Raw genomic sequence first — 25,413 nt, 5'->3', positions numbered from 1 at the left:
GCGCCGTCGTGCTTTCCAGAGCAGGGGACGGTGGATCTGCCGAGCGGCCGGTAGGGTTCGCGGTGATTAATCCACGTCTCAAAGGACTTCTCCCTTCATGTCTCATGGTTTCCAGGGGCGCACAGCGCTCCGAAGTGCGGCGGTCTCGGTCGTCGCCCTCGCCTCGCTGGCGACCGCCGGCTCGGCGCAGGCCGCGCTCGGCGGCGGCAAGGTGCCCGCCCTGACCGATCGCCCGAACCTCGTCTCGGTGACGCCGTCGGCGACGGCGATCACGTTCACCTACGACCGCACCATCGGCTGCCCGGGCGGCTGCGACGCCACCGAGTTCAACGTCGGCGGCTACGACGTCGACGACACGGTCCAGGGTCAGAGCGCGACGGTGTCGGGCAACTCGGTCCGCGTGGTGTTCGCCGGCGGCAACCCGGACACCGATCAGCTGACGTTCGGCCTGGTCGAGGACAACGCGGTCAACACGCAGGGGTCGCTCGGCGCGACGAACCTGAGCGACAGCGTCCGGGTCACGGGCGCCGAGGGCGAGTCGGGCACGCGGGGTCACACCACGGGTCCGGACCTCGTGAGCGCGGTCGCGACCGGCGGCGGCTCGAACTTCATCACGCTGACGTTCGACCAGGACATCTCCGATGACCCGAACGACTTCGACGGCACGCAGGTCCTCATCACGAAGGCCGACGGCACGCAGGTCGGCGGCATCGACGCGACGGTGTCGATCGACGACAACACGGCCGACGTCGAGTTCCTGAACACCGATCCGGTCACCGGCGCGAAGCTCGTGACGGTCTCGACCGGCACGGCGGAGTCGGACGACTTCGGGACGCCGAGCCCGACCCTTTCGGTGCAGGTCGGCACGCAGAACCAGGACTCGCAGGCCCCGATCCTGAAGTCGGCCGAGCTCGCCGGCGCGGACACCGTCCTCTACACCTTCGACAAGGCGATCGGCGCAGCCACCCCCGGGCAGTTCTTCGCCGTGGTCTCGGACACGACGAGGGTCGCCGGCCTGTCGGCGACCGTGGTCGGCGACGGCAAGCAGGTCCAGGTGCAGTTCGACTTCGATCAGTACACCGAGTACCTGGTCAGCGCGCACGTGAACGCGGGCGCCGCCACCGCGCAAGCGGACAACACGCCGAGCGTGCTCGCCGGTGTCCCGATCGGCGGCAACGCCGGTGCGAAGGCGACCGGGTTCACGGACGCCCCCGACGCGGTCCAGGCGACCTACTCGGGCGCGAACGTCGTGGTGACGCTCGACAGCCGTATCGATGTCAACCCCGTGTTCATCACGCCGGCGAACTTCCAGCTGCTCGCCGACGACGGCACGATCATCGGCGGGACGCCGACGGCGACGCCGCAGGCGCAGGGCGTCCCCGGTCCGAGCCGGATCAACCTGCTGTACAACACGACCGCCGTGGCCAACGCCCGGGGGATCCGCCTCCTCAACGGGGCCGTTGAGTCGCTGTTCCCGGGCAAGGACAACATCGATCAGCAGTTGGGTCGCTGATCGACGCCTGACGGCGACATCCGAAGCCGGACCGACGGCGCCGCGAAGTCCTGCGGCGCCGCCGGTCGTTCTGGGTCGTTCGTCACAAAGCGATCGCGCGGAAGCGTTCCCGGCACTAGGTTTGCGCAGCCCAGTCCGCCCTCGGAGGAGAACCGCACATGCCCGATCGTCCAAAGGGGCGCGCTGCGCTCGTAGCTGTGTCGGTCGCCGTCATGTCGCTCACGTCGGCCGGCACGGCCCAGGCCGCCCTCGGTGGCGGCAAGGTGCCGGCCCTGACCGACCGGCCGAACCTCGTCTCGGTGAGCCCGTCTGCCACGGCGGTCACGTTCACCTACGACCGCACGATCAACTGCGAGGGCGGGACGTGCGCTGCGACCGAGTTTCACCTCGGCGGCTATTCCGCCTTCCCGGGCCTCGAGATCACGGGGGCCGGGGCTACCGTCTCGGGCAACGCTGTCCGGGTGACGTTCGCCGGCGGCAACCCGGACACGGACGCGATGACCTACGGGCGCGTCGACAGCGACGCGGTGAGCACCCAGGGTTCGCTCGGCGCGACGAACATCGGTGACAGCGTGAAGATCACCGGCGCCACAGGCGAGTCCGGCACGCGCGGTCACACCGTCGGTCCCGACCTTGTGAGCGCCGTCGCCACCGGCGGCGGCTCGAACTTCATCACGCTGACGTTCGACCAGGACATCGACGACGACCCCGCGAGGTTCAATGGGGCTCAGGTCAGGTTGACCAAGGCCGACGGGACAGCGGTCCCCGGGATCGACTCGACGGTCTCGATCGACGGGGTCACGGCCGATGTCGAGTTCCCGGCGGGCACGCCGGTGGCAGGCGCGAAGCAGGTGGCGGTCGTCAACGGCGCGGCGCGCGCGATCGACATCCCGGCCGGAAACCCGGTTCGCTCGGTGCAGGTCGGCACGCAGAACCAGGACTCGCAGGCGCCCCTCCTGAGGTCCGCGGAGCTCGTCGGCGCCGACACCGTCCTGTACACGTTCGACAAGGCCGTCGTGTCGCCGAGCCCCAGCGACTTCGCCGTGTACGTCGCTGACACGTCGCCGGTCATCGCGACCTCGGCGACCATCGTCGGCGACGGCAAGCAGGTCCAGGTGCAGTTCCTGGTGGACCGGTTTGCCGAGTACCTCGTCAGCGCCGCGGTGAACCTCGGCGCCGTCCGTGCCCAGGCCGACAACACGCCCGGGGCCGCGGGCGGGGCGCCGCTGGGCGGAAACGCCGGGGCGAAGGCAACCGGGTTCACGACCGCACCTGATGCGGTGCAGGCCGACTACTCCGGCGCGAACGTCGTCGTGACGCTGGACAGTCGCATCGGCCTCCCGGTGACCGCGGCGAGCTTCCAGCTGCTCGCCGATGACGGGACGGTCATCGGCGGGACGCCGACGGCGACACCGCAGGCGCAGGGTGTGCCCGGTCCGAGCCGGGTCAACCTGCTCTACAACACGACCGCAGTGGCAAATGCCCGGGCGATCCGGCTGCTGCCCGGCGCCGTGCGGTCGATCGGCACGATCGTGAACGTCGATCAGCAGCTCGGTCGCTGATCCCATCGGCTGAAGCACCCGCAACTGGGCCGTTAGTCGTTCGGGCTGATACATCGAAAGTCGACGTGCAAGCTGGCGCGCTCGGCTGGCAGCCGGTAGATTGCGCCCATCGTACTTCGGCCGGGGGGTTGGTAGTCATGTCACGTCTTTTGGGGCGCACCGCGCTTCACGTCAGCGCGGTCTCGGCCGCGGTCATCGCGTCGGGGCTCGGTGCGGGATCCGCGCAGGCCGCTATGGGCGGGGGCAAGATCCCGGCGCTCACGGACCGGCCCAACCTCGTCTCGGTGACCACCACCGGGACGTCGGTCTCGTTCAACTACGACCGGACGATCAACTGCGAGGGCGGGACCTGCAACCCGGCCGAGTTCCAGATCGGGACCTACGGCAGCTTCCTCGCGCCGATCGAGCTGGTCGCGAACGCCGTCACGGTCTCGGGCAGCTCGGTCCGGGCGACGTTCCTCGGCGGAAACCCCGACACCGACGCCTTCACGTACGGTCGGGTCGACAACGACGCGGTCAACACGCAAGGCACCCTCGGCGCGACGAACCTCGGCGACAGCGTCCGCATCACCGGCTCCGAGGATGAGAGCGGCACGCGCGGCCACACGAACGGCCCCGACCTCATCAGCGCCGTCGCGACGGGTGGCGGTTCGAACTTCATCACGCTGACGTTCGACCAGGAGATCGACGACGCGACGTTCGATCCGACCGCGGTGTCGATCACCCGGGCGGACGGCTCGGTCGTGTCCGGTCTCGCAGGGACGGCGTCGGTCGACGACAACGTCGCGGACGTGGAGTTCGCGGCGGGCGTCCCGGTGGCCGGTGCCAAGCAGGTCGCCATCGCTGCCGCCGCGGCGCAGTCGGTGGACCTCGCCTTCCCGAACACGCTGCGGTCGGTGAGGGTCGGGACGCAGAACCAGGATTCACAGGCGCCGATGCTGGTTTCGGCCGAGCTGACGGGCGCGGACGCGATCCTGTTCACGTTCGACAAGGCCGTCACGAACCCGGCTGCCGGTAGCTTCGCCGTCGACCTTCCGTTCCCGATCGCCGTCCCCATCCCCGGGTCGACGGCCACCGTGGTCGGTGACGGCAAGCAGGTCCAGGTGCAGTTCCCGACCGACCAGATCACGGAGTACCTCGTGGGTGCGTCCGTCGCTCCCGGCGCGGTGCTCGCACAGGCGGACGGTACGCCGTCGACGGCCAGCGGTGTCCCGACCGGCGGCAACGCCGGCGCCAAGGCGACGGGCTACACGACCGGGCCCGAGGCGGTCCAGACGACGTACTCCGGCGCGAACGTCGCCGTGACGCTCGACGGCCGGATCGTTCCCGGTCTGGTGACGCCGGCCGGCTTCCAGCTGCTCGCCGACGACGGCACGGTCATCGGCGGGACGCCGACCGCGACGCCGCAGGCGCAGGGCGTGCCCGGTCCGAGCCGCGTGAACCTGCTGTACAACACGACCGCCGTGGGCAACGCCCGGGCACTCCGGCTGCAGCCCGCGACGGTCATCTCGACGGCCGGCGGCCCGAACGTCGACCAGCAGCTCGGTCGCTGACCGACTCCTGATAGACCGCTAAGCAGTTGAACGGGTCGCGCTTTGCGCGGCCCGTTCCGTGTCGCACAGGGTGGACGGGTTCGGAGTGCGGGCCCGCGCTGCCGAGAGTAGGTTCCGGGGCGTTCAGTCACCGTCTCGGGGGTTCCTCCACCACATGTCTCATCGTCTTCGCGGGCGCACTGCGCTCCGCACGGCCGCGGTCTCGGCCGCCGCCCTCGCCTCGCTCGCGTCCGCCGGCACGGCCCAGGCCGCCCTCGGCGGCGGCAAGGTCCCAGCGCTCACCGACCGGCCCAACCTGGTCTCGGTCACGACGTCGGCGACGTCCGTCACGTTCACCTACGACCGGACGATCAACTGCCAGGGCGGCGTCTGCGACCCGGCCGAGTTCCAGATCGGCGGGTACACCACGATTCCCGGCCTCGAGATCGAGGCTGACAACGCCACGGTCTCCGGGAACGCCGTGCGCGTGACCTTCACGGGCGGCAACCCGGACACGGACGCCTTCACGTACGGCCGCGTCGACGACAACGCAGTCAACACGCAGGGCTCGCTCGGAGCGACGAACCTCGGCGACAGCGTCCGCATCACGGGCTCCGAGGGGGAATCCGGCACGCGCGGCCACACCGTCGGTCCCGACCTCGTCAGCGCTGTCGCGACCGGCGGCGGCTCGAACTTCGTGACGCTGACCTTCGACCAGGAGATCGACGACGACGCCGCCGACTTCGACGGCACCGACGTCTTCCTCACGAAGGCCGACGGCACGACCGTCCCCGGTATCGACGGCACGGTCTCCATCGACGACAACACTGCGGACGTCGAGTTCCCGGCCGGCACGCCGGTCGCAGGCGCGAAGCAGATCCACGTCGTGCCCGGGGCCGCGCTGGCCGTGGACCGGCCGTTCGGCACCCCGACCCGCTCGGTGCAGGTCGGCACGCAGAACCAGGACTCGCAGGCCCCGCTGCTGAAGTCGGCGGAGATCACCGGTGCGGACACGTTCCTCTACACCTTCGACAAGGCCGTCACGACGCCCGACCCGGCCGACTTCTTCGTCTGGACCGCGGACACCGTCCCGGTCAGCGCCGGCTCAGCGACGATCGTCGGCGACGGCAAGCAGGTCCAGGTGCAGTTCCCGGTCGACCAGCTCACCGAGTACTTGGTCAGCGCGTCCGCGGACGCAGGCGCGGTGCTGGCCCAGGCGGACAGCACGCCGTCGGCGACCGGTGGCGTGCCCGTCGGCGGTAACGCGGGTGCCAAGGCCACTGGGTTCACCACAGGCCCGGACGCCGTGCAGGCCGACTACTCCGGGGCCAACGTCGTCGTGACGCTCGACAGCCGGCTGTTCACCGGCGTCCTGGTCGCAGACGGATTCGACCTGCTCGCCGACGACGGCACCAACATCGGCGGCGTCCCGACGGCGACGCCTCAGGCCCAGGGGATCCCCGGCCCGAGCCGCGTGAACCTGCTCTACAACACGACCGCAGTCGGCAACGCGCGAGCGCTCCGGATCCTCCCCGGCTCTGTGCTCTCGTCGGCCGGCTTCCCGAACGTCGACCAGCAGCTCGGCCGCTGAACGACGCCTCACGCATCGCAGCAGGGCGACGGCGCCGCGGATCCCGCGGCGCCGTCGCTCGTTCTCCGCTCCTCTCACCCGGAAGGTCTCACCACCATGCATTGCTTCCCGGGGCGCACCGCGCTCCAGCTCGCCGCGGTCTCCGCCGTGGCCGTCGTCTCCCTCGGATCGGCAGCGACCGCGAACGCGGCGCTCGGCGGCGGCAAGGCCCCGGCCCTGACCGACCGGCCGAACCTCGTTTCTGTCACTCCGTCCGCGACGGCCGTGACGTTCACCTACGACCGGACCATCGGCTGCCCCGGCGGCTGTGACGGCACCGAGTTCTTCGTCGGCGGCTACGCGGGTGAGGGCAGCGCAGAGACGCCCGGGGCGAACGCGACGGTGTCCGGCAGCTCCGTCCGCGTGACGTTCACCGGCGGAAACCCCGACACGGACGTAGCGACATACGGCCGGGTCGCGGACGACGCCGTCAACACTCAGGGGTCGCTCGGCGCGACGAACCTGGGCGACAGCGTCCGGCTCACCGGCGCCGAGGGTGAGAGCGGCACGCGCGGCCACACGGTCGGCCCCGACCTCGTCAGCGCGGTGGCGACCGGTGGCGGCTCGAACTTCATCACGCTGACGTTCGACCAGGACATCGACCCGGCGACGTTCGACCCGGTCCAGGTCTTCATCACGAAGGCCAACGGCGACACGGTCGCCGGCACGGCCGGCACGGCGTCGGTCGACGACAACGTCGCCGAGGTGGAGTTCCCGAACACGTCCCCCGTGGCCGGCGCCAAGCAGGTCTTTGTGACCCAGGACACCGCCACGGAACCCGACTACGGCTTCTTCAGCCCGGTCCGGTCGGTGCAGGTCGGGACCCAGAACCAGGACTCGCAGGCCCCGCTGCTGAAGTCGGCCGAGATCACGAGCGCCGACACCGTGCTGTACACGTTCGACAAGGCGGTCACCACGCCGAACCCGATCGGCTTCCGCATCTACAGCGCGGACGTCCGCAACGAGCCCGCGTCGTCCGCCTCGGTCGTCGGTGATGGCAAGCAGGTGCAGGCGCAGTTCTCCGCGGACCAGTTCACCGAGTACCTGGTGAGCACGACCACCGCCCCGGGCGCGGTCCAGGCCCAGGCGGACACCACGCCGTCGGCGCCCGGCGGCGTGCCGATCGGCGGCAACGCCGGCGCGAAGGCGACGGGCTTCACGACCGGTCCGGACGCGGTCCAGGCGACGTACTCGGGCGCGAACGTCGTCGTGACGCTCGACAGCCGGATCCTCACGGGCGCGGCGCTGAGCCCGGCCGGCTTCCAGCTGCTCGCCGACGACGGGACCGTCATCGGCGGCGTGCCGACGGCGACGCCGCAGGCGCAGGGCATCCCCGGGCCGAGCCGGGTGAACCTGCTCTACAACACGACGGCGGTCGCCAACGCCCGCGCGCTCCGGCTCCTGCCGGGCACCGTGACCGGGACCACGGCGATCCAGAACATCGATCAGCAGCTCGGTCGCTGATCGACCACGCGCTCCAGCTGTAAGCTGGGCCGGGCGGCGCCGCGACCTCCTGCGGTGCCGTTCGTCGTCCTGGTTCGAGATGTGTCGTATGACGCAAATAGGTGGCGCGTTCACCCTCGACCCGCAAGGATGGGCCGCTTCCTGCTGTCGTCTCGGAGGTCCTTCCCCACATGTCTCATCGTTCTCGCGGGCGCGCCGCGCTACGCGGCACCGCGATTGTCGCCGTCGCCGCCGGCTCGCTCGTCGGCACCGGCTCGGCCCATGCCGCCCTCGGCGGCGGCAAGGTCCCCGCGCTGACCGACCGGCCGAACCTCGTGTCCGTGACGCCGTCCGCGACGGCCGTGACGTTCACGTACGACCGCACGATCGGCTGCCCCGGCGGCTGCGTCGGCGCGGAGTTCTTCGTCGGCGGCTACGCGGGCGAGGGCAGCGCAGAGACGCCCGGGGCGAACGCGACGGTGTCCGGCAGCTCCGTCCGCGTGACGTTCGCCGGCGGGAACCCGGACACGGACGTGGCGACGTACGGCCGGGTCGCGGACGACGCCGTCAACACGCAGGGCTCGCTCGGCGCGACGAACCTGGGTGACAGCGTGCGGATCACGGGCGCCGAGGGCGAGTCGGGCACGCGCGGGCACACGGTCGGCCCCGACCTCGTCAGCGCGGTCGCGACCGGCGGCGGCTCGAACTTCCTGTCGCTGACGTTCGACCAGGAGGTCGACGACGGAACGTTCGACCCGACCGAGGTCATCATCACCAAAGCCGACGGCTCGATCGCGACCGGCGTGACCGCGTCGGTCGACGACAACGTCGCCGAGGTCGAGTTCCCCAACACCGCACCGGTCGCCGGTGCCAAGCAGGTGGTCGTGACGGAGAACGCGGCCGACGAGGTCGACTACGGCTTCGAGAGTCCCGTCCGCTCCGTGCAGGTGGGCACCCAGAACCAGGACTCGCAGGCACCGCTCCTCGTCTCGGCCGAGCTCACGAGCTCCGACACGGTGCTGTACACCTTCGACAAGGCCGTCTCGAACCCCGACCCGAACGCGTTCGTCATCTACAGCGCAGACGTCACGAACGCGAGCGCCTCCGCGGCGTCGGTCGTCGGGAACGGCAAGCAGGTACAGGCGCAGTTCTTCGCCGATCAGTTCACCGAGTACCTGGTGAGCGCGGCGGCCGACGACGGCGCGGTGCTCGCCCAGGCGGACAACACGCCCTCGCGCCTCGGCGGCGTGCCCATCGGCGGCAACGCGGGCGCGAAGGCGACCGGGTTCACCACCGGGCCGGACGCGGTGCAGGCGTCGTACTCCGGCGCGAACGTCGTGGTGACGCTCGACAGCCGGATCGACACCACCACCGTCGTCGCGGCCGGGTTCCAGCTCATCGCCGACGACGGCACGGTCATCGGCGGCGTGCCGACCGCGACGCCGCAGGCCAACGGCGTGCCCGGCCCGAGCCGTGTGAACCTGCTGTACAACACGACCGCGGTCGCGAACGCGCGGGCCATCCGCATCCTGCCCGGCACGGTCGAGTCGACGACGAACATCGACAACATCGATCAGCAGCTCGGCCGCTGACCGGCCCCTGAAGCATCGGAAAGCGGATCGACGGCGTCGCGGGATGACCGCGGCGCCGTCGCCCTTGCAGCGTTGAAGTGCCGCCTTCGCGGCCGGTACGGTTCTCCGTGGTACGTCACCTCAACCGTCTCGGAGGCTCCACCCCAATGTCTCGTCGTTCTCGCGGGCGCACGGCGCTCGTCACCACCGCGGTCGCGGCCGTCGCCGTGCTCGGCTCGGCGGGGTCGGCGTGGGCCGCGCTCGGCGGCGGCAAGGTGCCGGCGCTCACCGACCGCCCGAACCTCGTGTCCGTCACGACCTCCGGCACCGCGATCACGTTCACGTACGACCGCACGATCAACTGCACGTGCAACGGCGGCGACTTCCTCGTCGGCGAGTACTCGTTCGCCGGTCTCGTCGAATACGCGGGCACGTCGGCGACGGTGTCCGGCAGCTCGGTGCGCGTCACCTACGCGGGCGGCACCCCCGACACCGACCCGCTCACGTACGGCAGGGTCGTCGACGGCGCCGTCAGCACCCAGGGGACGCTCGGCGCCACGAACCTCGGCGACAGCATCAAGGTCACCGGCGCCGCAGGTGAGACCGGCACCCGCGGGCACACCTCCGGGCCGGACCTCGTCAGCGCCGTCGCCACCGGCGGCGGGCTGAACCTCATCACGCTGACGTTCGACCAGGACGTGAACGAGGCGACCTTCAACCCGAACACCGTGTACGCGGTGAAGGCGGACGGCAGCGCCGTGACGGGCGTGACGGCGACCGCGGACGACAACGTCGTCGACGTCGAGTTCGGCCCGGGCACGCCGGTCGCCGGCGTCAAGTCGGTCGGGGTCTCCGGGTCCGCGCAGTCGATCAACTTCCCGTTCGCCTCACCGCAGCAGTCGGTGAAGGTCGGCACCCAGAACCAGGACTCGCAGGCGCCGATCCTGCTGTCCGCGGAGCTCACGGGCGCCGACGCGATCACGTACACGTTCGACAAGCGCGTGACGGACCCGAACATTGCGTTCTTCACGGCCTACACCCCGGACACCTTTACCCCGGTGACGGCCACGGCGGCGACCGTCGTCGGCGACGGCACGAAGGTGCAGGCGCAGTTCCCGACCGACCAGTACACGGAGTACCTCGTACAGGCAGGCGTCGACTTCGGCGCGGTGCTGGCGCAGGCCGACGGGACGCCGAACGCTCTACAGGGCGCGCCGGTCGGCGGCAACACGGGCGCGAAGGCGACCGGCTACACCGCGGCGCCCGACGCGGTCCAGGCGACGTTCAGCGGGGCGAACGTCGTGGTCACGCTCGACAGCCGGATCCTCGCGGGCTCGGTCACGGCGGCGAACTTCGTCTTGCTGGCGGACGACGGCACGGCGATCGGCGGGACGCCCACGGCGACGCCGCAGGCCCAGGGCATCCCGGGCCCGAGCCGGGTGAACCTGCTCTACAACACGACCGCGGTCGGCAACGCTCGCGCGGTGAGGCTGCTCCCGAACGCCGTGCTCGCCACCGAGCCCAGCAACCTCGGGAACATCGACCAGCAGCTCGGCCGCTGAGCGCCGGCGCCGCCGTCCCCTGCGGGGGGCGGCGGCGCCGCGCCCGCTCCCGGCGCCTCGAGCCGCCGTCGCTCGCGGAGCTCGACGCTGTTCGCCGGTGACCTGCGGCGCCCGCGTGTGCGCGCAGCCGGGAGGGTCCGTATCCTGGTCCGGCTGCCGCAGGGCTGCTCCGCCTATGCCTCACGAAGACACCAGAGCAGCCCGCGCCGCCGTCGCGGGCCTCGTGCTCCTCCTGATCGTCGTCGCGTACTACCTCCTGCACGCCGGGCAGGGCACCAGCCCGTTCTTCGACGAGTGGGACTGGATCACGCGGCGCCGTGGCATGAGCGCCGACTCCCTCCTGGGACCGCACAACGGCCACCTCTCCGTCGTGCCGGTCCTGATGTACAAGGCGTTGCTGCAGGTTGCCGGGCTCGACGACTACTGGGTCTTCCGCACCGTCCTGCTGTCGCTGCACCTCGGATGCGTCTTGTTGGTGTTCCTGCTCGCGCGCGGACGGGTCGGGACGGTTGGCGGTGCCTTCGCTGCCGGCTTCGTCGCCGTCTTGGGGTCTGCAGGCGACGACCTGCTCTGGGCTTTCCAGATCGGGTTCCTCGTCGGTGTCCTGTTCGGCCTGGGCGCGCTGCTCGCCCTCGAGCGCGAGTCGGTCCGCGGCGACATCGCGGCCGCCGTCCTGCTCGCGCTGTCCCTGGGCTCTGCCTCGGTGGGCGCCGCCTTCGCCATCGCCGCCGCCGTCGAGCTTGCGCTCCATCCTCGGCGCAAGGAGCGCTGGTGGGTGCTCGCCGCGCCGCTGGTGCTCTACGGCACGTGGTACCTCGGCTACGGCGAGGGTCAGATGAAGCGCGAGAACCTGGGCGTCACCCCGTCGTATGCAGCCGACTCGGGGGCCGCGGCTGCCGGCGGCATCGTCGGGCTCTCGCTCGAGTGGGGCCGGCTCCTGCTCGTCGGCCTGACAGCAATCGTCGGTGCTCGGATCTGGCGCGCCGATCGGCTGACTCCGCGGCTCGTGGCCCTGGCGGCCGCCCCGGCAGCGTTGTGGGTCCTGACGGGGCTCAGCCGCGCGCAGAACAACGAACCGGAGGCTCCTCGATACATCTACTGCGGCGCGATCCTCCTGGTCCTGCTCGTCTGCGAGCTCCTGCGGGGTCGCGTCGTCCCCCGGCTGCAGGCGGCCGCCGTGCTTGGCCTCGTGCTGGTGTTTGCCGCCGTCGGGAACGCCAACACCATCGACGGCATCAGCGGCTTCCTGCGCTTCCAGGCCAAGGACATGCGCGCGCGCCTCGGTGCGCTGGAGCTGGTCGGCCGGGACCGCGTCCCGCTCGACCTGCAGTTCTCCCCGGTGAACTCGCCGCAGCTCACGGCCGGCCGCACCCTTTACGCCGAGGAGTCGTTCGGTCGCATCGGGCTCACGCCCGCGCAGCTGCTGAAGGTCCCGCAGGCGCAGGGCCTGGCCGCCGACGACGTCATGAAGCTCACCGGCAGCATCGCGTTCGCCCCAGCGGCGGAACCCCCGACGCCGCGCGGCGCGCCGCCGATCGACGACGCGGTCACGGGAGGGACCGTGCGCGACCGGGGCGCATGTCTGGTCACCCGCGCGCAGAGCCCGGACACCCGGCTGGACGTCCGCCTGCCCGATGGCGCAGATCTGCTCATTACGGCTCAGGGCCCCACCGGCGTCCTCGCACGCCGCTTCGCGTCCGCCTTCGGGACCGAGCCCATCGCCGAGATTCCCGCCGGGGGGACCGTCCGCCTCGACACCCGCAGCGACGTCTCGACCGCCCCGTGGCATCTGCAGTTCGCGTCCGCCGGTAACCTGAAGGTCTGCCGCGCGGGCCCGTAGCCCGCCGCGGCGTCTCCCGATGCCCTGTCTTGCTGACGATGTCTAAGCGCGTCCTGATCACCGGCGGAGCCGGCTTCATCGGGTCCAGCCTCTCGGTCGCGCTCGCGACGCTGCACCCGGATTGGGACGTCCTCGCCTGCGACAACCTCTTCCGCCGGGGCTCCGAGCTGAACCTGCCGCGCCTGAAGGCGGCCGGAGTGGAGTTCGTCCACGCCGACGTGCGGCACTCAGACGACCTCGAGCGGGTCGGCAAGATCGACGCGCTGGTCGAGTGCAGTGCCGAGCCGTCCGTCATGGCGGCCGTCGGCGGCCCGACCGACTACGTCGTCGACACGAACCTGATGGGCGCCTACCGGTGCCTCGAGCTCGCGGCCAAGCACGACGCCCAGCTGATCTTCCTGTCGACCAGCCGCGTGTACCCGGTCGCCGCGCTCGAAGCGATGGAGCACACCGAGGCCGAGACCCGCTTCGAGCTCGTCGACAGCGATGGGGTAGCCGAGGACTTCCCGCTCGCCGGCTCGCGCACGCTGTACGGCGCGACGAAGCTCGCCTCCGAACTGCTGATCACGGAGTACGCCGAGACCTACGGCATCCCGACGACCGTGAACCGCTGCGGCGTCATCGCCGGACCGTGGCAGATGGGCAAGGTCGACCAGGGCGTCTTCACGCACTGGCTGCTGAGCCATCACCAGGGCAAGGCCCTGAAGTACATCGGCTACGGCGGGACGGGCAAGCAGGTGCGGGACCTGCTGCACGTGGACGACCTCACCGAGCTGGTCGACCTGCAGCTGTCCGACCCGGCGCACTGGGCGGGCACGACGTTCAACGTCGGCGGTGGCCGCGCGGGCAGCCTGTCGCTCCGCGAGACGACCGAGCTCTGCGCGCAGATCACCGGCACCACGGTCGCCGTCACCTCCGCCGGCGAGACGCGTCCCGGGGACGTGCGCATCTACCTGTCGGACTGCGCGGCGCTGTACGCGCACACCGACTGGCGCCCGTCCCGACCCCCCCAGACCGTCCTCGCGGACATCTCCGCGTGGATCGCCGCCAACGAGGCGCTCGTGCTGAGCGCCCTGGGCTGAACCCGACCGAAGGGACCTCCTCCTCTCATGCCTATCGCCATCGTCACCGGATCCGGGGGCCTCATCGGCTCGGAGTCCGTCCGCTACTTCGCGCAGCAGGGCTTCGACGTCATCGGGCTGGACAACGACATGCGCGCGCAGTTCTTCGGCCCGGAGGCGACCACCACGCCGACCACCGAGAAGCTCAAGGCCGAGGTCGAGGGCTTCCGTGGGCTGGACCTCGACATCCGCGACGCGGACGGGGTCGCGAAGGTCTTCGCCGACAACGCGAAGGACATCGAGCTGATCGTTCACACCGCGGCGCAGCCGTCGCACGACTGGGCCGCGAGCGACCCGCAGACCGACTTCACCGTCAACGCCAACGGCACGCTGAACCTGCTGCAGGCCGCGCGCAACCACACGCCGGACGCGACGTTCGCCTTCACGTCGACGAACAAGGTCTACGGCGACCGCCCGAACTTCCTGCCGCTGATCGAGACCGACATGCGGCTCGAGCTGCCCGAGGACCACGAGTGGTACGGCGGCGTGGACCTGACGATGCCGATCGACACCTGCACGCACTCGCTGTTCGGCGTCTCCAAGGTCGCCGCCGACCTGCTCGTGCAGGAGTACGGCCGCTATTTCGACATGCCGACGGTCTGCTTCCGCGGCGGCTGCCTCACCGGTCCGCAGCACGCCGGCGCGCAGCTGCACGGCTTCCTCGCCTACCTGATGCGCTGCACCGTGACCGGCCAGCCGTACACGATCTTCGGCTACGACGGCAAGCAGGTTCGGGACAACATCCACTGCCACGACGTCGTCACCGCCTTCCATGCGTTCCACAAGGCGCCGAAGAAGTCGGCGGTCTACAACCTCGGCGGCGGCCGGGCGTCGAACGTCTCCATGCTCGAGGCGATCGAGAAGTGCCAGGCGATCTCCGGCAAGGAGCTGGACTACTCGCTGTCCCCCGACGCGCGGATCGGCGACCACCGCTGGTGGGTCAGCGACCTCGGTGCCTTCGAGGCCGACTACCCCGAGTGGTCGCTGACGTACGGCATCGACGAGGTGCTGCAGGAGAGCTACGACTTCAACGTCGAGGCGTGGACCGCCGCCGCGGCCGGCTAGGAGTGAGCCCGCTGGCGGACATGAAGCTGTCGGTCGTCATCCCCGCCTACAACGAGGAGGGGTCGATCGCGCAGACCGTCACCGCGATCCAGCAGACCCTGGACGCCGAGGGCATCGGGGACCACGAGATCGTCTGCGTGGACGACAACTCCAAGGACGACACGGCGCGCATCATCAAGGCGCTCGAGGCGGCGGACCCGCGGGTGCGGTACCACCTCTCGCCGCTGCCGGGTGGCTTCGGCTTCGCGGTCCGGGCCGGCCTGGACGTCTTCGAGGGCGACGCCGTCGCGATCATGATGGCCGACCTATCCGACAGCCCGAATGACCTGGTCGCCTACTACCGGCTGCTGCAGGCGGGCTACGACTGCGCGTTCGGCTCGCGGTTCATGGCGGGCGGGTCGACGCACGACTACCCGTCGACCAAGCTGTACATGAACCGCATCGTGAACCTGGGGATCCGGGCGCTGTTCGGCCACGGGTACAACGACACGACGAACGCCTTCAAGGCCTACCGGCGCGAGGTCATCGAGACCATCCAGCCGCTGCTGAGCCCGCACTTCAACCTGACCGTCGAGATCCCCCTGAAGGCCGTCGTCCGCGGCCACTCCTACGCGATCACGCCGATCACCTGGCGCAACCGCCAGGCCGGTGAGAGCAAGCTGAAGCTGCAGGAGATGGGCTCGCGCTACGCCTACGTCGTGCTGATGGTCTTCCTCGAGCACCACCTGAGCCGGGGCGACTACCGCTCCGGCGCAAGCGGCGTGACACATCGCTGGCGCGCCGGACGCCCGGGGGCACGGGCGGCCGGAGGCGAAGGGGCAGGTGACGACGTGCTCGTTGTTCCCGAGGACGAAGGAAACGCCTAGGTCGTGTGGCCGATCTCCGCCCCGCGCAGACAGGTCCCGGCTGGCACGCGGACGGCAAAGGCACGGATCGGTCCGTTGGCGATGATCGTGCCGCTCGACTGCTGACGGCGGCGCACGGTCACGAACTGCTCGAACTGCGCCGGGATGCCGCGCCCGCGGTCCACGCGGATCTCGAGGGCACGCGGCGTGGCCTGGTTGGTTCCGTTCACCGAGGCGCGGAGGACGTCACCCGCCTCGATCGTCAGCCGCGCGGGGAAGCGCACGTCCGCCGGCGTGGTCGCGCAGATCTGTCGGCGGGTCCGGCGGACGTCACCGGAAAGGACTGTCGCCTCCCCGATGTCGCCGCTGGTCCGACGCGAGTAATAGGACGAGCGCACGGTCCCGTCCTTGAGGATCTCGGCCGGCTTCTCGCCGCCCCCGTCGAATATGGTGCCGGCGTCGACGAGCATCGGGATGATGAGCGAGCGCAGGTTGTACGGCTCGGTATTGATTCCGATGACCTCGCTGGGTAGGCCCGCGTCGTAGACCGACAGGTAGCCCCCTCGGTCGCGGTAGGCGGGTGACGTCTCACGCAGGTTGTCGACCCAGATCCGTGCCTCGCGGCCTTCCCAGTGGTCGTCGAGCCGCTCGAACGCATTGACCGCGGAGGCGACGAACAACGCTGCGAGCAGGCCCGCAGCAACCCGTGGACCGGTGCGCCGCGGGAGAAACGGGTCGCTGTCGCCGCGTTCCTCCGCGTCGGTCTTCGCGCCGTCCCTCCGGGTAGCAAAGGCCAGCGCGACCGCGATCGGCAGCAGGTAGCCCATCTCGGCGTAGTACCGCGGGTCGAGGCCGATGCCCGACCCGAAGCCGGCCAGGCGACCAATGCCGACCAGACCGACGTTGACGACCCAGACGATGAGGAAGAAGGCCCACGCCCGCCACGCGACACGAGCGCGTCGGACAGACCAGGCGATCAGGCCGAAGAACACGAGTTGCGCAAGCACCCGCAGCACCACCGGGATGTCGGGCGCGTACGTGGGTGAGCCCTGTCCGATGATCAGCGTGATGGTCCCGCTCACCCAGCTCCGCCAGATGTAGTGCGACCACTGGTCCAGCGACGCGTGCGTGCTGGTGTTGCTGTACCCCCCCGTGACGACGAGCACGGTGTACACAGCGGCCACGCCACCGAGCGCGGCCAGCAATGGAAGGTCCCGACGGGCGGCGGCCAGAACCGATCCGACATCGAGCTTCGGGAGCTTGACCCACCTCAGCAGGACGACGTAGCCCACGATCAGGACGGGCTTCTCGTAGAACAGCAGCCCGAAGGCCATGCCGAGCGTGCTCAGGACGACCAGCCACGGCCGAGGGCGGTTCATCCAGGCGACGGCAGCCGCGAGTGAGATGAGGGTGCCCGCGGTTGCCGGGACGACGTGCGCCGACGATGCCTCCCACTGGATCAGCCGGACCCATACCGGGGAGAGCGCGAAGATGCCGGTGCAGACCGCAGCAACGAACGGCGGCACGTCGAGCTCGCGGAAGAGCACCGCGAGGGCCCACACGCTCGCGATGTAGCAAACGGCCATGTAGAGCAGGTAGACGTTCCAGCTCAGGTCGAACCAGTTCAGCAGCGTCCAGTCCATGATGCGGTGCCCTGGAGCGAAGTGTCCGGCGTATCCGAGCTTCAGGTAGTCGATCCCCATGCCGTACTCCTGGGCTTGGCCGAAGTTCAGCCAGTCGTCGGCGAAGAAGTAGCTGTCCTTCGTCCAGGCCCAGGTGAGGAGGCCGCCGATAAGTACGACGATGGGGAGCCAGGGGGCTCCAGGCAGCGAGCGACGCACGTGGTCAGGCTCCTTGTTCGAGCGGGCGATCGGCTTGGTGCTCGCGCCGGAGCGCGGCGCGCAGACCGCCGTAGCGCGTGATCATCACCAGGAGCCCGACAGCGGTCAGCGGGACGAACACCACGAACCGGAACAGCACGACGGCGCTCACCGCCTGGCCGCCTTGGACGCCGATCCGGTGCAGAGCGAAGAGAGCTGCCGCGTCGTAGGTCCCGACGTAGCCGGGGCCGGCCGGGATCAGCGCGCTGAGGCTCGCGAGCACGACGACGGCCTGGCCCTCCGGCAGGGCGATCGGGACGTCGAGGGACTGCATGACGAGCCAGAGGATCGCGCCCTCGGCGACCCACACCGCAAGCGTCGCGACCCCGAGCTTGACGCCCACCGGGGTCAGCAGTATCCGAGAGGCACGCGCTACCGGCCGCACCTTCTCGGCGAACGCCTCGAGCTTGCCCGCGCGGCGCGCGTACAGGTAGCCGTACGCGCCGCCGATGGCCGCGATGACGCCGGCTGCCGCACCTGCGCCCGCGAGCGCACCGCCGGGCGCGCCGTCGACGCCGATCAGCGTGACGGCAGAGAAGATGACGACGAGCGCGCCGACGTCGAGGAGGCGCTCCGTCACGATCGATCCGAGGATCTCGGTGCGGCGCGCGTGCGAGCGTTCGGCCATCAGGAAGATCCGCAGCACCTCACCGCCCCGGGCCGGGAGGACGGTGTTGCCCATGTAGCCGACCGTCGTGAGCGCGTACGAGTCGCCGCTGTCGTGCTTGACCCGCATCGCGCGCAGCACCTGGTCCCAGCGCCAGCCGCGGACGAGCGTGGCCACCGCGTACACGCTGACTGCTGCAGCGATGAGCGCGAGGTTGCTCGCGCTGGACGGGAACTTCGGGGCGGGCTGGCGCGACGCCCACCAGACCACCCCGCCGACAGCGACGACCGAGACCACGATCCCCGCGGCGGTGCGCAGTCGCGAGTCGCCGCCGACGCGACCGTCTGGGTCGGACGACTCGTCGACCGGTGGCTGCGCGAGCGGCTCGGTCTCGGTCGGCATCGTCAAAAGGTACCGAGGGCGTGTCAGACAGGGATCTGCGGTCTGTTGGAGGCTCCCCTCCGATCGCCGGGAGCGCAGCGTGGACGTCGGCGTCGAGCGACTCGGGGATCTGTGCTGCAGCGCACCATTCCAACGTGCGCCAGCGCACGGATCGAGCCCAGGGCCAAACGTAGGTTGCTGTCCATGAACTCCTTCTGGACCGCGACCACACCGAACCGCAGCGGCATCCTCGCCGTGGCTGCCGCCGCTATGGCCTGCGCCTCGCTCGGCGCTGCCCCGGCGCACGCCGGGAACTCGACGTGGACGGCCTGGCAGGCCCCGGCCGGCATGCAGGAGGCGAAGATCAACGCGATCGACGCCGCGGCGTCGGACGTCGCCGTCGCGACCGACGGCTACGGCGTCCTGACGGGTGCTTCGGGTGGCGCGACCACTTTCAAGTCCCGTGCCGATGCCGACGTCTCGGCCACGACCTCGGTCAACGACGTCGCGCACTCCGGCACCAGCCTGCTGGCGGCCCGCGGCGGCAAGGGCGGCCTCTGGAAGCTGTCGCAGGCCGGGTCGGACTGGCTCTTCCAGTCACCCGAGGCCAGCAAGGGCGAGCTCGGCGCGGCGAACATCGACTCCATCTGGGTCGACGGCACGCGGACCGTGGTCGGCATCGTCGGCAAGGGCGTGCGCGTCGGTGTCAACGGTGTCTTCAAGGACTACTCGGCCGGCCTCAAGAGCAACACCGTCTTCTCCGTCCACGGCGCCCCCGGCGCCAGCGTCCTCTTCGCCGGCACCGATGGCGGCCTGGCCCGGTCCACCGACGGCGGCGCGACCTGGTCGTTCTCACCGCAGGGCGTCGTCGACGGCAACGGCACCAAGGTGCAGATCCTGAAGGTCTACGTCGAGCCGACCAACCCAAGCCGGGTCTGGGCCGCGAGCTCCAGCGACGGCATCTACCGCTCGGGCGACGGAGGCCTCACGTTCCACCGGGCCAACGGCTACGGCGACACCGAGATCGGGGACTACCACGTGCGCAGCTTCATGGTCCACCCGGCGCTTCCGCGGGCCATGTTCGCCGGCACGGAAAAGGGCGTGTGGGTCTCGCCGAACCTCGGCCTCGCCTGGTACCAGCTCACCAAGACGGGCCTGCCCAACGACGTCGTGCGCGCGCTCGGCATGTCCGCGGCGGACCCGCTCCACGTCTACGCGGGGACGAACGCCGGCCTGGCGACGCTGACGCTCGAGCCGGTCGCGCTGATCGACACGCCGAAGGTGACCGGCCCGACCGGCCCCGGCGGCACTGCCCAGGTCGGGGACGTCCTGACGGTCAACCCGAAGGCGCACTTCAAGGGCACGTCGCCGATCCTCACGGTCGCCAGCTGGAAGCGCTGCAAGAAGGACAAGCCTGAGGAGTGCGAGACGCAGAAGACCGGCAACACCACGACGGTCACCGCCGCCGACACCGGCCATACGCTGCACGCCTGGGTCAAGGGCACGAACATGACGCCAGAGCCGCTCGAGGCCGACTCCGCCCGCATCAAGGTCCCGGTCCCCGGTGCCCCGGTGTTCTTCAGCAAGCCGACGATCCCGACGTACGCGACGGTGGGTCAGGCGCTGTTCTCCCTACCGGGCGGCGTCTCTGGCCAGGGCGTCAGCTTCGCGTACCAGTGGCAGGTCTGCACCAAGATCGGCCTTCTCGCGCAGATCTCGTGCTTCAACATCTCAGGCGCCACATCGTCGACCTACACGCCGACGACGAACGCCAAGGGTGCGATGATCCGCCTGAAGGTCACGGCCTCCAACAACCTCGGTGACGACGTCGCCTACAGCAACTACAGCAAGCCGGTCGTCTAACGGGTGAGCTTGCGGAACTCCCGCGGGTCGGCAGCAACCTCGTCCAGCCCCTCGATCCCATCCGGATCGGCCGGGGCTGGGTCGAGGTCCGGGGCTTCCGGAGGCGGCGCGACCTGGGTGGTCGCGCCGTTCGGCGTTCCGACGCTGGGTGACCCGGCCGGGATCCCTGCGGCCGGCGTCGCGCTCGAGCCGTTCGTCTTACCGCCTGCCCCCGCCAGCAGGCCGAGGAGCTTGAGCAGCAGCCCGCGGGTCTTCGGCCGCTTCGCCAGCGCCGCGAGCGCGCGCTGCGTCGCCTCGGGCAGCAGAGGATCGGGCGGACCGACAAGGGACATCCCCGTCCCTCCGATCGCGTGCCGCAGACCCCAGTACCGCGCGTCCGGGATCCGCTGACGGTGCACGCGGGCGAGGTCGCGGTCCGGGAAGGCCAGCGCGTCGCGGTAGGCGGCGAGCGTCTTTGCCGCCGTCTGGTCCCATGTGAGCCCGGCGGCCGTCCCGCGCAGCGCTTCGACGTGCTGTGCGCGGGCGTGGCCCTCGGCCAGCAGCGGCAGGACGCGCGCGGCGGTCTGCGACGGGTCCCACGGCGTGATCGTCGCAAGCTCGGCCGGCAGGAGCTCCATGAGCGACGACACGTGGGCGAAGATGCACGGGACGCCGGACGCGGCGGCCTCGAAGGGGACCAGGCCGAAGCCTTCGTAGGTCGTCGGGTAGACCACGGCCGCGGTGTTGGCGAAGAGCCAGCGCTTCTCGCTCTCGTCGACCGCGGACACGTCCAGCACAGCGTCGTTGAGCTCCGGGCGCGAGGCCAGGTACTCCGCCTCCAGGCCAGCGGAGGATCCGCGGACCACGTGCGCGCCGCAGAAGACCAGGCGCCCGTTCCAGCCGTGCTTCTCGCGCAGCGCCTCGAGCAGCTTGATCGCGAACACGCGGTTCTTGTGCTTGAAGCTCGTCCCCACGCAGAGCAGGAACGGGGCATCGGCCAGGCGATCGGCGAACGGCGGCGTGCGCGGGGCGATCTGCAGCCCGTCGAGCTGATGGTCGACGCCCAGGTGCGCGACGCGGATGCGGTTCGCCGGGACGAGGTTCTCCGCCTCGGCGTCGTCCGCCGCGTGCTGGCTGAAGAACAGCGTCATCGTCGCGGTCGCAAGCGCCTCGGCCGTCAGCGCGCGGTAGTGCTCCCAGTGCGCGGGGCTGTCGAAGTACTGCGGGTTGCGGTAGGCGATCAGGTCCTGATGGGTGACGACGAGCCGCTCGCCGAGCGAGTCCAGCAGGCTCAGGTCTCGCAACGAGCTCAGCTGGAACGGGCGGTGGACGATCGGGTCCTTGCGCGTCCCGTCGCCGACGTCGCTCTCGCGCAGCGTCTCGATGCCGACCATCGAGTCGATGACCGGCTGCGCGTAGGCGCCGACCTCGTCCGGGAGGAACAGCCGCAGCTGGATGCCCTGCGTCCGCCAGAGGGCGTGGACGAGCTCCAGCGCGTGGACCTGCGTCCCGGTGAGGTACGGCCCGAGGCAGCGGACGTCGACGGTGACGCGCGGCCCGAGGATCGCCGCGCTCGCGATCGCCAGCGAGCGGGCGAGCGGGTTGGCGACACCGGACTCGGCCTCGCGGACGGCGTCCCGGTAGGCCGGGTAGCGGATGTTGATGAGCTTCTCGTGCGCGATCTGCGTGGCCGTGCGCTCCTTCGATGCGCCGCCCGCGCCGAACGTCCCGCCGCCCTGGTGCAGGACGAGGACGTCGTCCGCCAGTACGTGCTGCAGGCCGGCGGCGATGCAGCGCTGGCTGAAGTCGACCTCCTCGCCATAGCCGGGGGCGAACGCCTCGTCGAACGGGCCGACGAGATCGAGCGCCGATCGCCGCACCAGGACGCAGTGCCCGATCGCGGTGGGCAGGCGCGGGTACAGCCGGCGCGACTGGTCCATGACCTCGCGGGCGGCCTTGTCGAACGGGATGTGCTGCGGCAGCGCGGCCACGGGGGTGTTGCGGACGGGGACGGAGACGATCGACCCGTGGTTGGTGAGGGCCGTCGCGGTCGCGAGCGAGCCGTCGCTGGCGAGGGCGCCGCGCAGTCCCTCGACCCAGCCCGCGGCGACAACGCAGTCGCTGTTGAGGAGGATGACGTCGGCCCGGCCGGTGGCGGCGAAGGCGCTGTTGCAGTTGCCGACGAAGCCCGAGTTCGTCTCCGCGCGCAGCCAGTAGACGTCGTGATGCAGGTGTCCGCCGTCGGCGAGCTCCTGGACCCAGGTCTGGCTCGCGGTGTCCGGGGAGGCGTCGTCGGCGACGAGGATCGCGACGTCGGCCGGCGTGTGCGCGAGCACGCTCGTGAGGCACTGCGTGAACAGCTCGTGCTGGTTGTACAGCGGGATGACGACGGCGACCGAGCCGTCCGGCCCGTCGAGCCGTTGTCCGCCGCTGAGAACCGTGAGCGCCATTGGACTGAAGGGTAGTCCAGGGGGCTTGCGCAGGCCGGCGCGCGGGTTCGCGTCAGGTCTCGTCGGGGACTTGCGCGGAAAGGGCCGGCGAGTCTAGGTTTGTCATCGGACAGGCGCTGGGCGACGGGCATGGCGGCGGGGGCTGCGGGGCCGGGATGGGTGGGGAAGGACCGGCTGACACACATTTCCTGCTGGCGGATGGAACGGAAGAACGTTCACACACGGCAAGGGGGATGGAGCGGTGACTCGCAAGGAGCGGACGGCGCGCTGGGGCTCGGGCGCACGGGTGGGGTTGGTCCTGGTGGCGGCGATCGTGCTGCCGCAGGTCGCGGTGGCGCCTGCGGAGGCCGCGCCATACGGGGTGCGGGCGTGCTGGGACACGGCGCGACCATCGATCAACAACTGGAAATCTGACTACTTCGGGGACGGGGCCAGAACCGCGATCAACTGCGCTTCCGGAGCCACCTTCGGCGGCACGCTCGGTGACGGACAACATCTGCGCGGTGACTACGCGGTCTTCGAGTTCAAGGCCCCGAACGACACCACCATCACGAGGCTCAGCGCTAGGCGCGCGGCGGAGGCCGGCCCCTTCTATTTCGGCAACGCTGCCGCGCAGTTGATGGCCGACAGCAACCCCCGCGACATCTGCCAGGCGTCGGGTGGTTGCCGGGTGCGCGCTGAGGAGCCAATCTCGCTCACCTTCGGTGGGGTCAATCTCATTCGGTTCGGCGCGTACTGCGACACCGCGGACGTGTGTCCCGCCGGAGGCGACACGACGTACCGCCTGCGAGAGGTCACAACCACCCTCGACGACAGCGTCCCGCCGACCTTCACCGCTCAACCCACCGGCAGCCTTACGAGCACCGACACTCTGGCCCCTGAGCGGTCGCTCACGTACACCGCTGCAGATGGCGGGGGCGGCGTCTACAAGCACTACCTCTACGTCGCGGGCACCCTCGTGAAGGAGGGCGTGGTCGACGCCAACAGCGGAACCTGCGCCGCGCCGTTCTACGACGCGGTCCCCTGCAAGCTCACCGGCGCGACAGGGACCATCACGCTCGACACCGCGACGCTCCCGGACGGAAACCACCAGGTTCGTCTGGAAGTTCGGGACGCCACCGACTCGAACAAGGTCGAGCAGTCCTGGACGATCAAGGTCGACAACACCGGCCCCGACGTCTCCGCCGTCAATGTCACCGGCACGGCCCGCGAGGGCGAGACGCTCACCTGCGCCGCGACGGTGGCCGGGAGCCCGGCCTCCACGAGCTTCGCCTGGGTCCGCGCGAACGCGGACGGCTCCGGGCAGGAGGTCATCAGCGGCGCGACCGCGGCGACGTACCTCATTACGGCGGCCGACCAGGGCAAAAAACTGATCTGTCGGTTCACGGCCGTGGATGGTGGCGGCACTACGATCCGCGACTCGAGCTTCACGGCCGGTCCGTTCGCCGACGGCGCGACCGTCGGTCCGCGCACGCCGACCACGCCGACGGACCCCACGACGCCGACGACTCCGACTGACCCGACGACACCGACGACTCCCACGACGCCGACCACCCCGACGACACCCACCACGCCGACAACCCCGACCACCCCCACGACGCCGACCACACCCACGACGACAACCACGACGACCTCGACGACAACCGGCGGCACCACCGCAGGGACCGGCGGCGACGGCGCCGGCGGGGGTAGTGGCAGCGGCGGGGCCGGTGGTAACGGGGCGGGCGGCGCGAACGGCGGCAGCGGCGGATCCGGCAACGGTGCCGGGGCGCTCGTCCCGACGGACCTCAACAGCATCGGGTCCCTCCGGAACCCCATCTCGGCCGCCATCGGAAACGGCGTCCCGGTCAGCGACGACGCGCTGCTCGCCGTCAAGTTCGTCATCGGCACGGGCACCACGGCACGCTCAAGCACCCGCGCGGTCGCCGCGTACTCCCAGAAGCTGCGACTCCGGGGCACGCTGCAGACACCGGCCGGTCGCGGGATCGGGACGGCGCGCGTCTACCTGGTCCAGCGCCCGCTCGGCGCGTCGAGCTCGGCATGGAAGCTCGACCGCTCGGCGGTCACGGGGGCGGACGGTGGCTTCACGCTTCCGATCGCCGCCGGCGGACGCAACCGGGACATCCGGGTCGTCTACTTCCCGCACGGCGGCAGTAACGCCAACCGGGGCAGCAACGTGCTTGCGCTCCGGGTCCGGCAGGACGCGACGTTCCAGGTCTCCGCGCGGCGGCTGCGCAACGGCGGGCGGCTGCGGTTCACCGGCCGCGTGCTCGGGACGATCCCTACGAGCGGCGTCACCGTCCGCATCCAGGTCCGGCTCGGGCGGTCGTGGTACACGTTTGCGAAGCCCGCCACCTCCCGGGCACGGGGTGGCCGGTTCAGTGCCGTCCACCGGTTCACGAAGACGACACGGCCGACGACCTATCGCTTCCGCGTCCTCGTGCTGCCGCGCAACCGGACCACGTACGCGTCGGGCTTCAGCCGGCATCTCGACGTGCGGGTCCGGCCGTAGTGCCGTCCTGGCGAGACCAGGAGCAGTCGAGGCGACCGCGTCCCCACGCGGTCGCCT

The 25,413-nt window shown here is 70.6% G+C and carries 16 protein-coding genes; 13 read left to right on the top strand and 3 right to left on the bottom strand.

All coding sequences use genetic code 11. From position 1 onward, the window contains the following. Positions 1-97 precede the first annotated feature (97 nt). From DSM112329_RS24520 to DSM112329_RS24470, 11 genes are all read left to right on the top strand, one after another. Positions 98-1,513, top strand: coding sequence for a hypothetical protein (locus tag DSM112329_RS24520; protein WP_354699192.1), 1,416 nt, complete (start codon positions 98-100; stop codon positions 1,511-1,513). 158 nt (positions 1,514-1,671) lie between these two features. Then, positions 1,672-3,075 (top strand): hypothetical protein, encoded by a 1,404-nt coding sequence (locus DSM112329_RS24515; protein WP_354699191.1) that lies wholly within the window; start codon positions 1,672-1,674, stop codon positions 3,073-3,075. A gap of 137 nt (positions 3,076-3,212) precedes the next feature. Beyond that, entirely contained in the window at positions 3,213-4,628 is a 1,416-nt protein-coding gene (locus DSM112329_RS24510; protein ID WP_354699190.1) for a hypothetical protein, read from the top strand. A gap of 154 nt (positions 4,629-4,782) precedes the next feature. After that, entirely contained in the window at positions 4,783-6,198 is a 1,416-nt protein-coding gene (locus DSM112329_RS24505; protein ID WP_354699189.1) for a hypothetical protein, read from the top strand. 96 nt (positions 6,199-6,294) lie between these two features. Beyond that, positions 6,295-7,701, top strand: a complete 1,407-nt coding sequence (locus DSM112329_RS24500) for a hypothetical protein (RefSeq protein ID WP_354699188.1) — start codon at positions 6,295-6,297, stop codon at positions 7,699-7,701. A 170-nt stretch (positions 7,702-7,871) separates the two neighbouring features. Further along, positions 7,872-9,272, top strand: coding sequence for a hypothetical protein (locus DSM112329_RS24495; RefSeq protein WP_354699187.1), 1,401 nt, complete (start codon positions 7,872-7,874; stop codon positions 9,270-9,272). Between the two features lie 146 nt (positions 9,273-9,418). Continuing rightward, on the top strand, positions 9,419-10,813 hold the full coding sequence (locus tag DSM112329_RS24490; protein ID WP_354699186.1) for a hypothetical protein: 1,395 nt from the start codon (positions 9,419-9,421) through the stop codon (positions 10,811-10,813). Positions 10,814-10,988: 175 nt separating this feature from the next. Further along, the gene (locus tag DSM112329_RS24485; protein WP_354699185.1) at positions 10,989-12,653 is read left to right on the top strand and encodes a hypothetical protein; all 1,665 of its coding nucleotides are present in this window, start codon (positions 10,989-10,991) and stop codon (positions 12,651-12,653) included. Positions 12,654-12,691: 38 nt separating this feature from the next. After that, on the top strand, positions 12,692-13,735 hold the full coding sequence (locus DSM112329_RS24480) for an NAD-dependent epimerase/dehydratase family protein (RefSeq protein WP_354699184.1): 1,044 nt from the start codon (positions 12,692-12,694) through the stop codon (positions 13,733-13,735). A 27-nt stretch (positions 13,736-13,762) separates the two neighbouring features. Continuing rightward, positions 13,763-14,839 (top strand): NAD-dependent epimerase/dehydratase family protein, encoded by a 1,077-nt coding sequence (locus DSM112329_RS24475; protein WP_354699183.1) that lies wholly within the window; start codon positions 13,763-13,765, stop codon positions 14,837-14,839. Further along, on the top strand, positions 14,815-15,705 hold the full coding sequence (locus tag DSM112329_RS24470; RefSeq protein ID WP_354699182.1) for a glycosyltransferase family 2 protein: 891 nt from the start codon (positions 14,815-14,817) through the stop codon (positions 15,703-15,705). The genes DSM112329_RS24475 and DSM112329_RS24470 overlap by 25 nt, the downstream gene beginning before the upstream one ends. On the opposite strand, the gene DSM112329_RS24465 is transcribed toward DSM112329_RS24470, so the two are convergent. Beyond that, positions 15,702-17,525 (bottom strand): hypothetical protein, encoded by a 1,824-nt coding sequence (locus DSM112329_RS24465; RefSeq protein ID WP_354699181.1) that lies wholly within the window; start codon positions 17,523-17,525, stop codon positions 15,702-15,704. The genes DSM112329_RS24470 and DSM112329_RS24465 overlap by 4 nt on opposite strands. 4 nt (positions 17,526-17,529) lie before the next feature. Then, positions 17,530-18,573, bottom strand: a complete 1,044-nt coding sequence (locus DSM112329_RS24460) for a lysylphosphatidylglycerol synthase transmembrane domain-containing protein (protein ID WP_354699180.1) — start codon at positions 18,571-18,573, stop codon at positions 17,530-17,532. Between the two features lie 183 nt (positions 18,574-18,756). On the opposite strand from DSM112329_RS24460, the gene DSM112329_RS24455 reads away from it, so the two are divergent. Then, positions 18,757-20,415 (top strand): hypothetical protein, encoded by a 1,659-nt coding sequence (locus DSM112329_RS24455; RefSeq protein ID WP_354699179.1) that lies wholly within the window; start codon positions 18,757-18,759, stop codon positions 20,413-20,415. Here the strand turns inward: DSM112329_RS24455 and DSM112329_RS24450 are convergent. Beyond that, positions 20,412-22,844 carry a glycosyltransferase gene (locus tag DSM112329_RS24450; RefSeq protein WP_354699178.1) on the bottom strand — a complete coding sequence of 811 codons (2,433 nt, stop codon included), beginning with the start codon at positions 22,842-22,844 and terminating at the stop codon, positions 20,412-20,414. The genes DSM112329_RS24455 and DSM112329_RS24450 overlap by 4 nt on opposite strands. Before the next feature lie 241 nt (positions 22,845-23,085). Here DSM112329_RS24450 and DSM112329_RS24445 point away from each other — a divergent pair, with 241 nt between their 5' ends. Further along, complete coding sequence (locus tag DSM112329_RS24445; RefSeq protein ID WP_354699177.1) at positions 23,086-25,356, top strand: hypothetical protein; 2,271 nt, start codon at positions 23,086-23,088, stop codon at positions 25,354-25,356. Positions 25,357-25,413: the final 57 nt, after the last annotated feature.

It is taken from the genome of Paraconexibacter sp. AEG42_29 (assembly GCF_040581415.1).
In the GTDB taxonomy this organism is placed as follows: Bacteria; Actinomycetota; Thermoleophilia; order Solirubrobacterales; family Solirubrobacteraceae; genus Paraconexibacter.
This window is presented reverse-complemented; position numbering and strand designations above follow the sequence as displayed.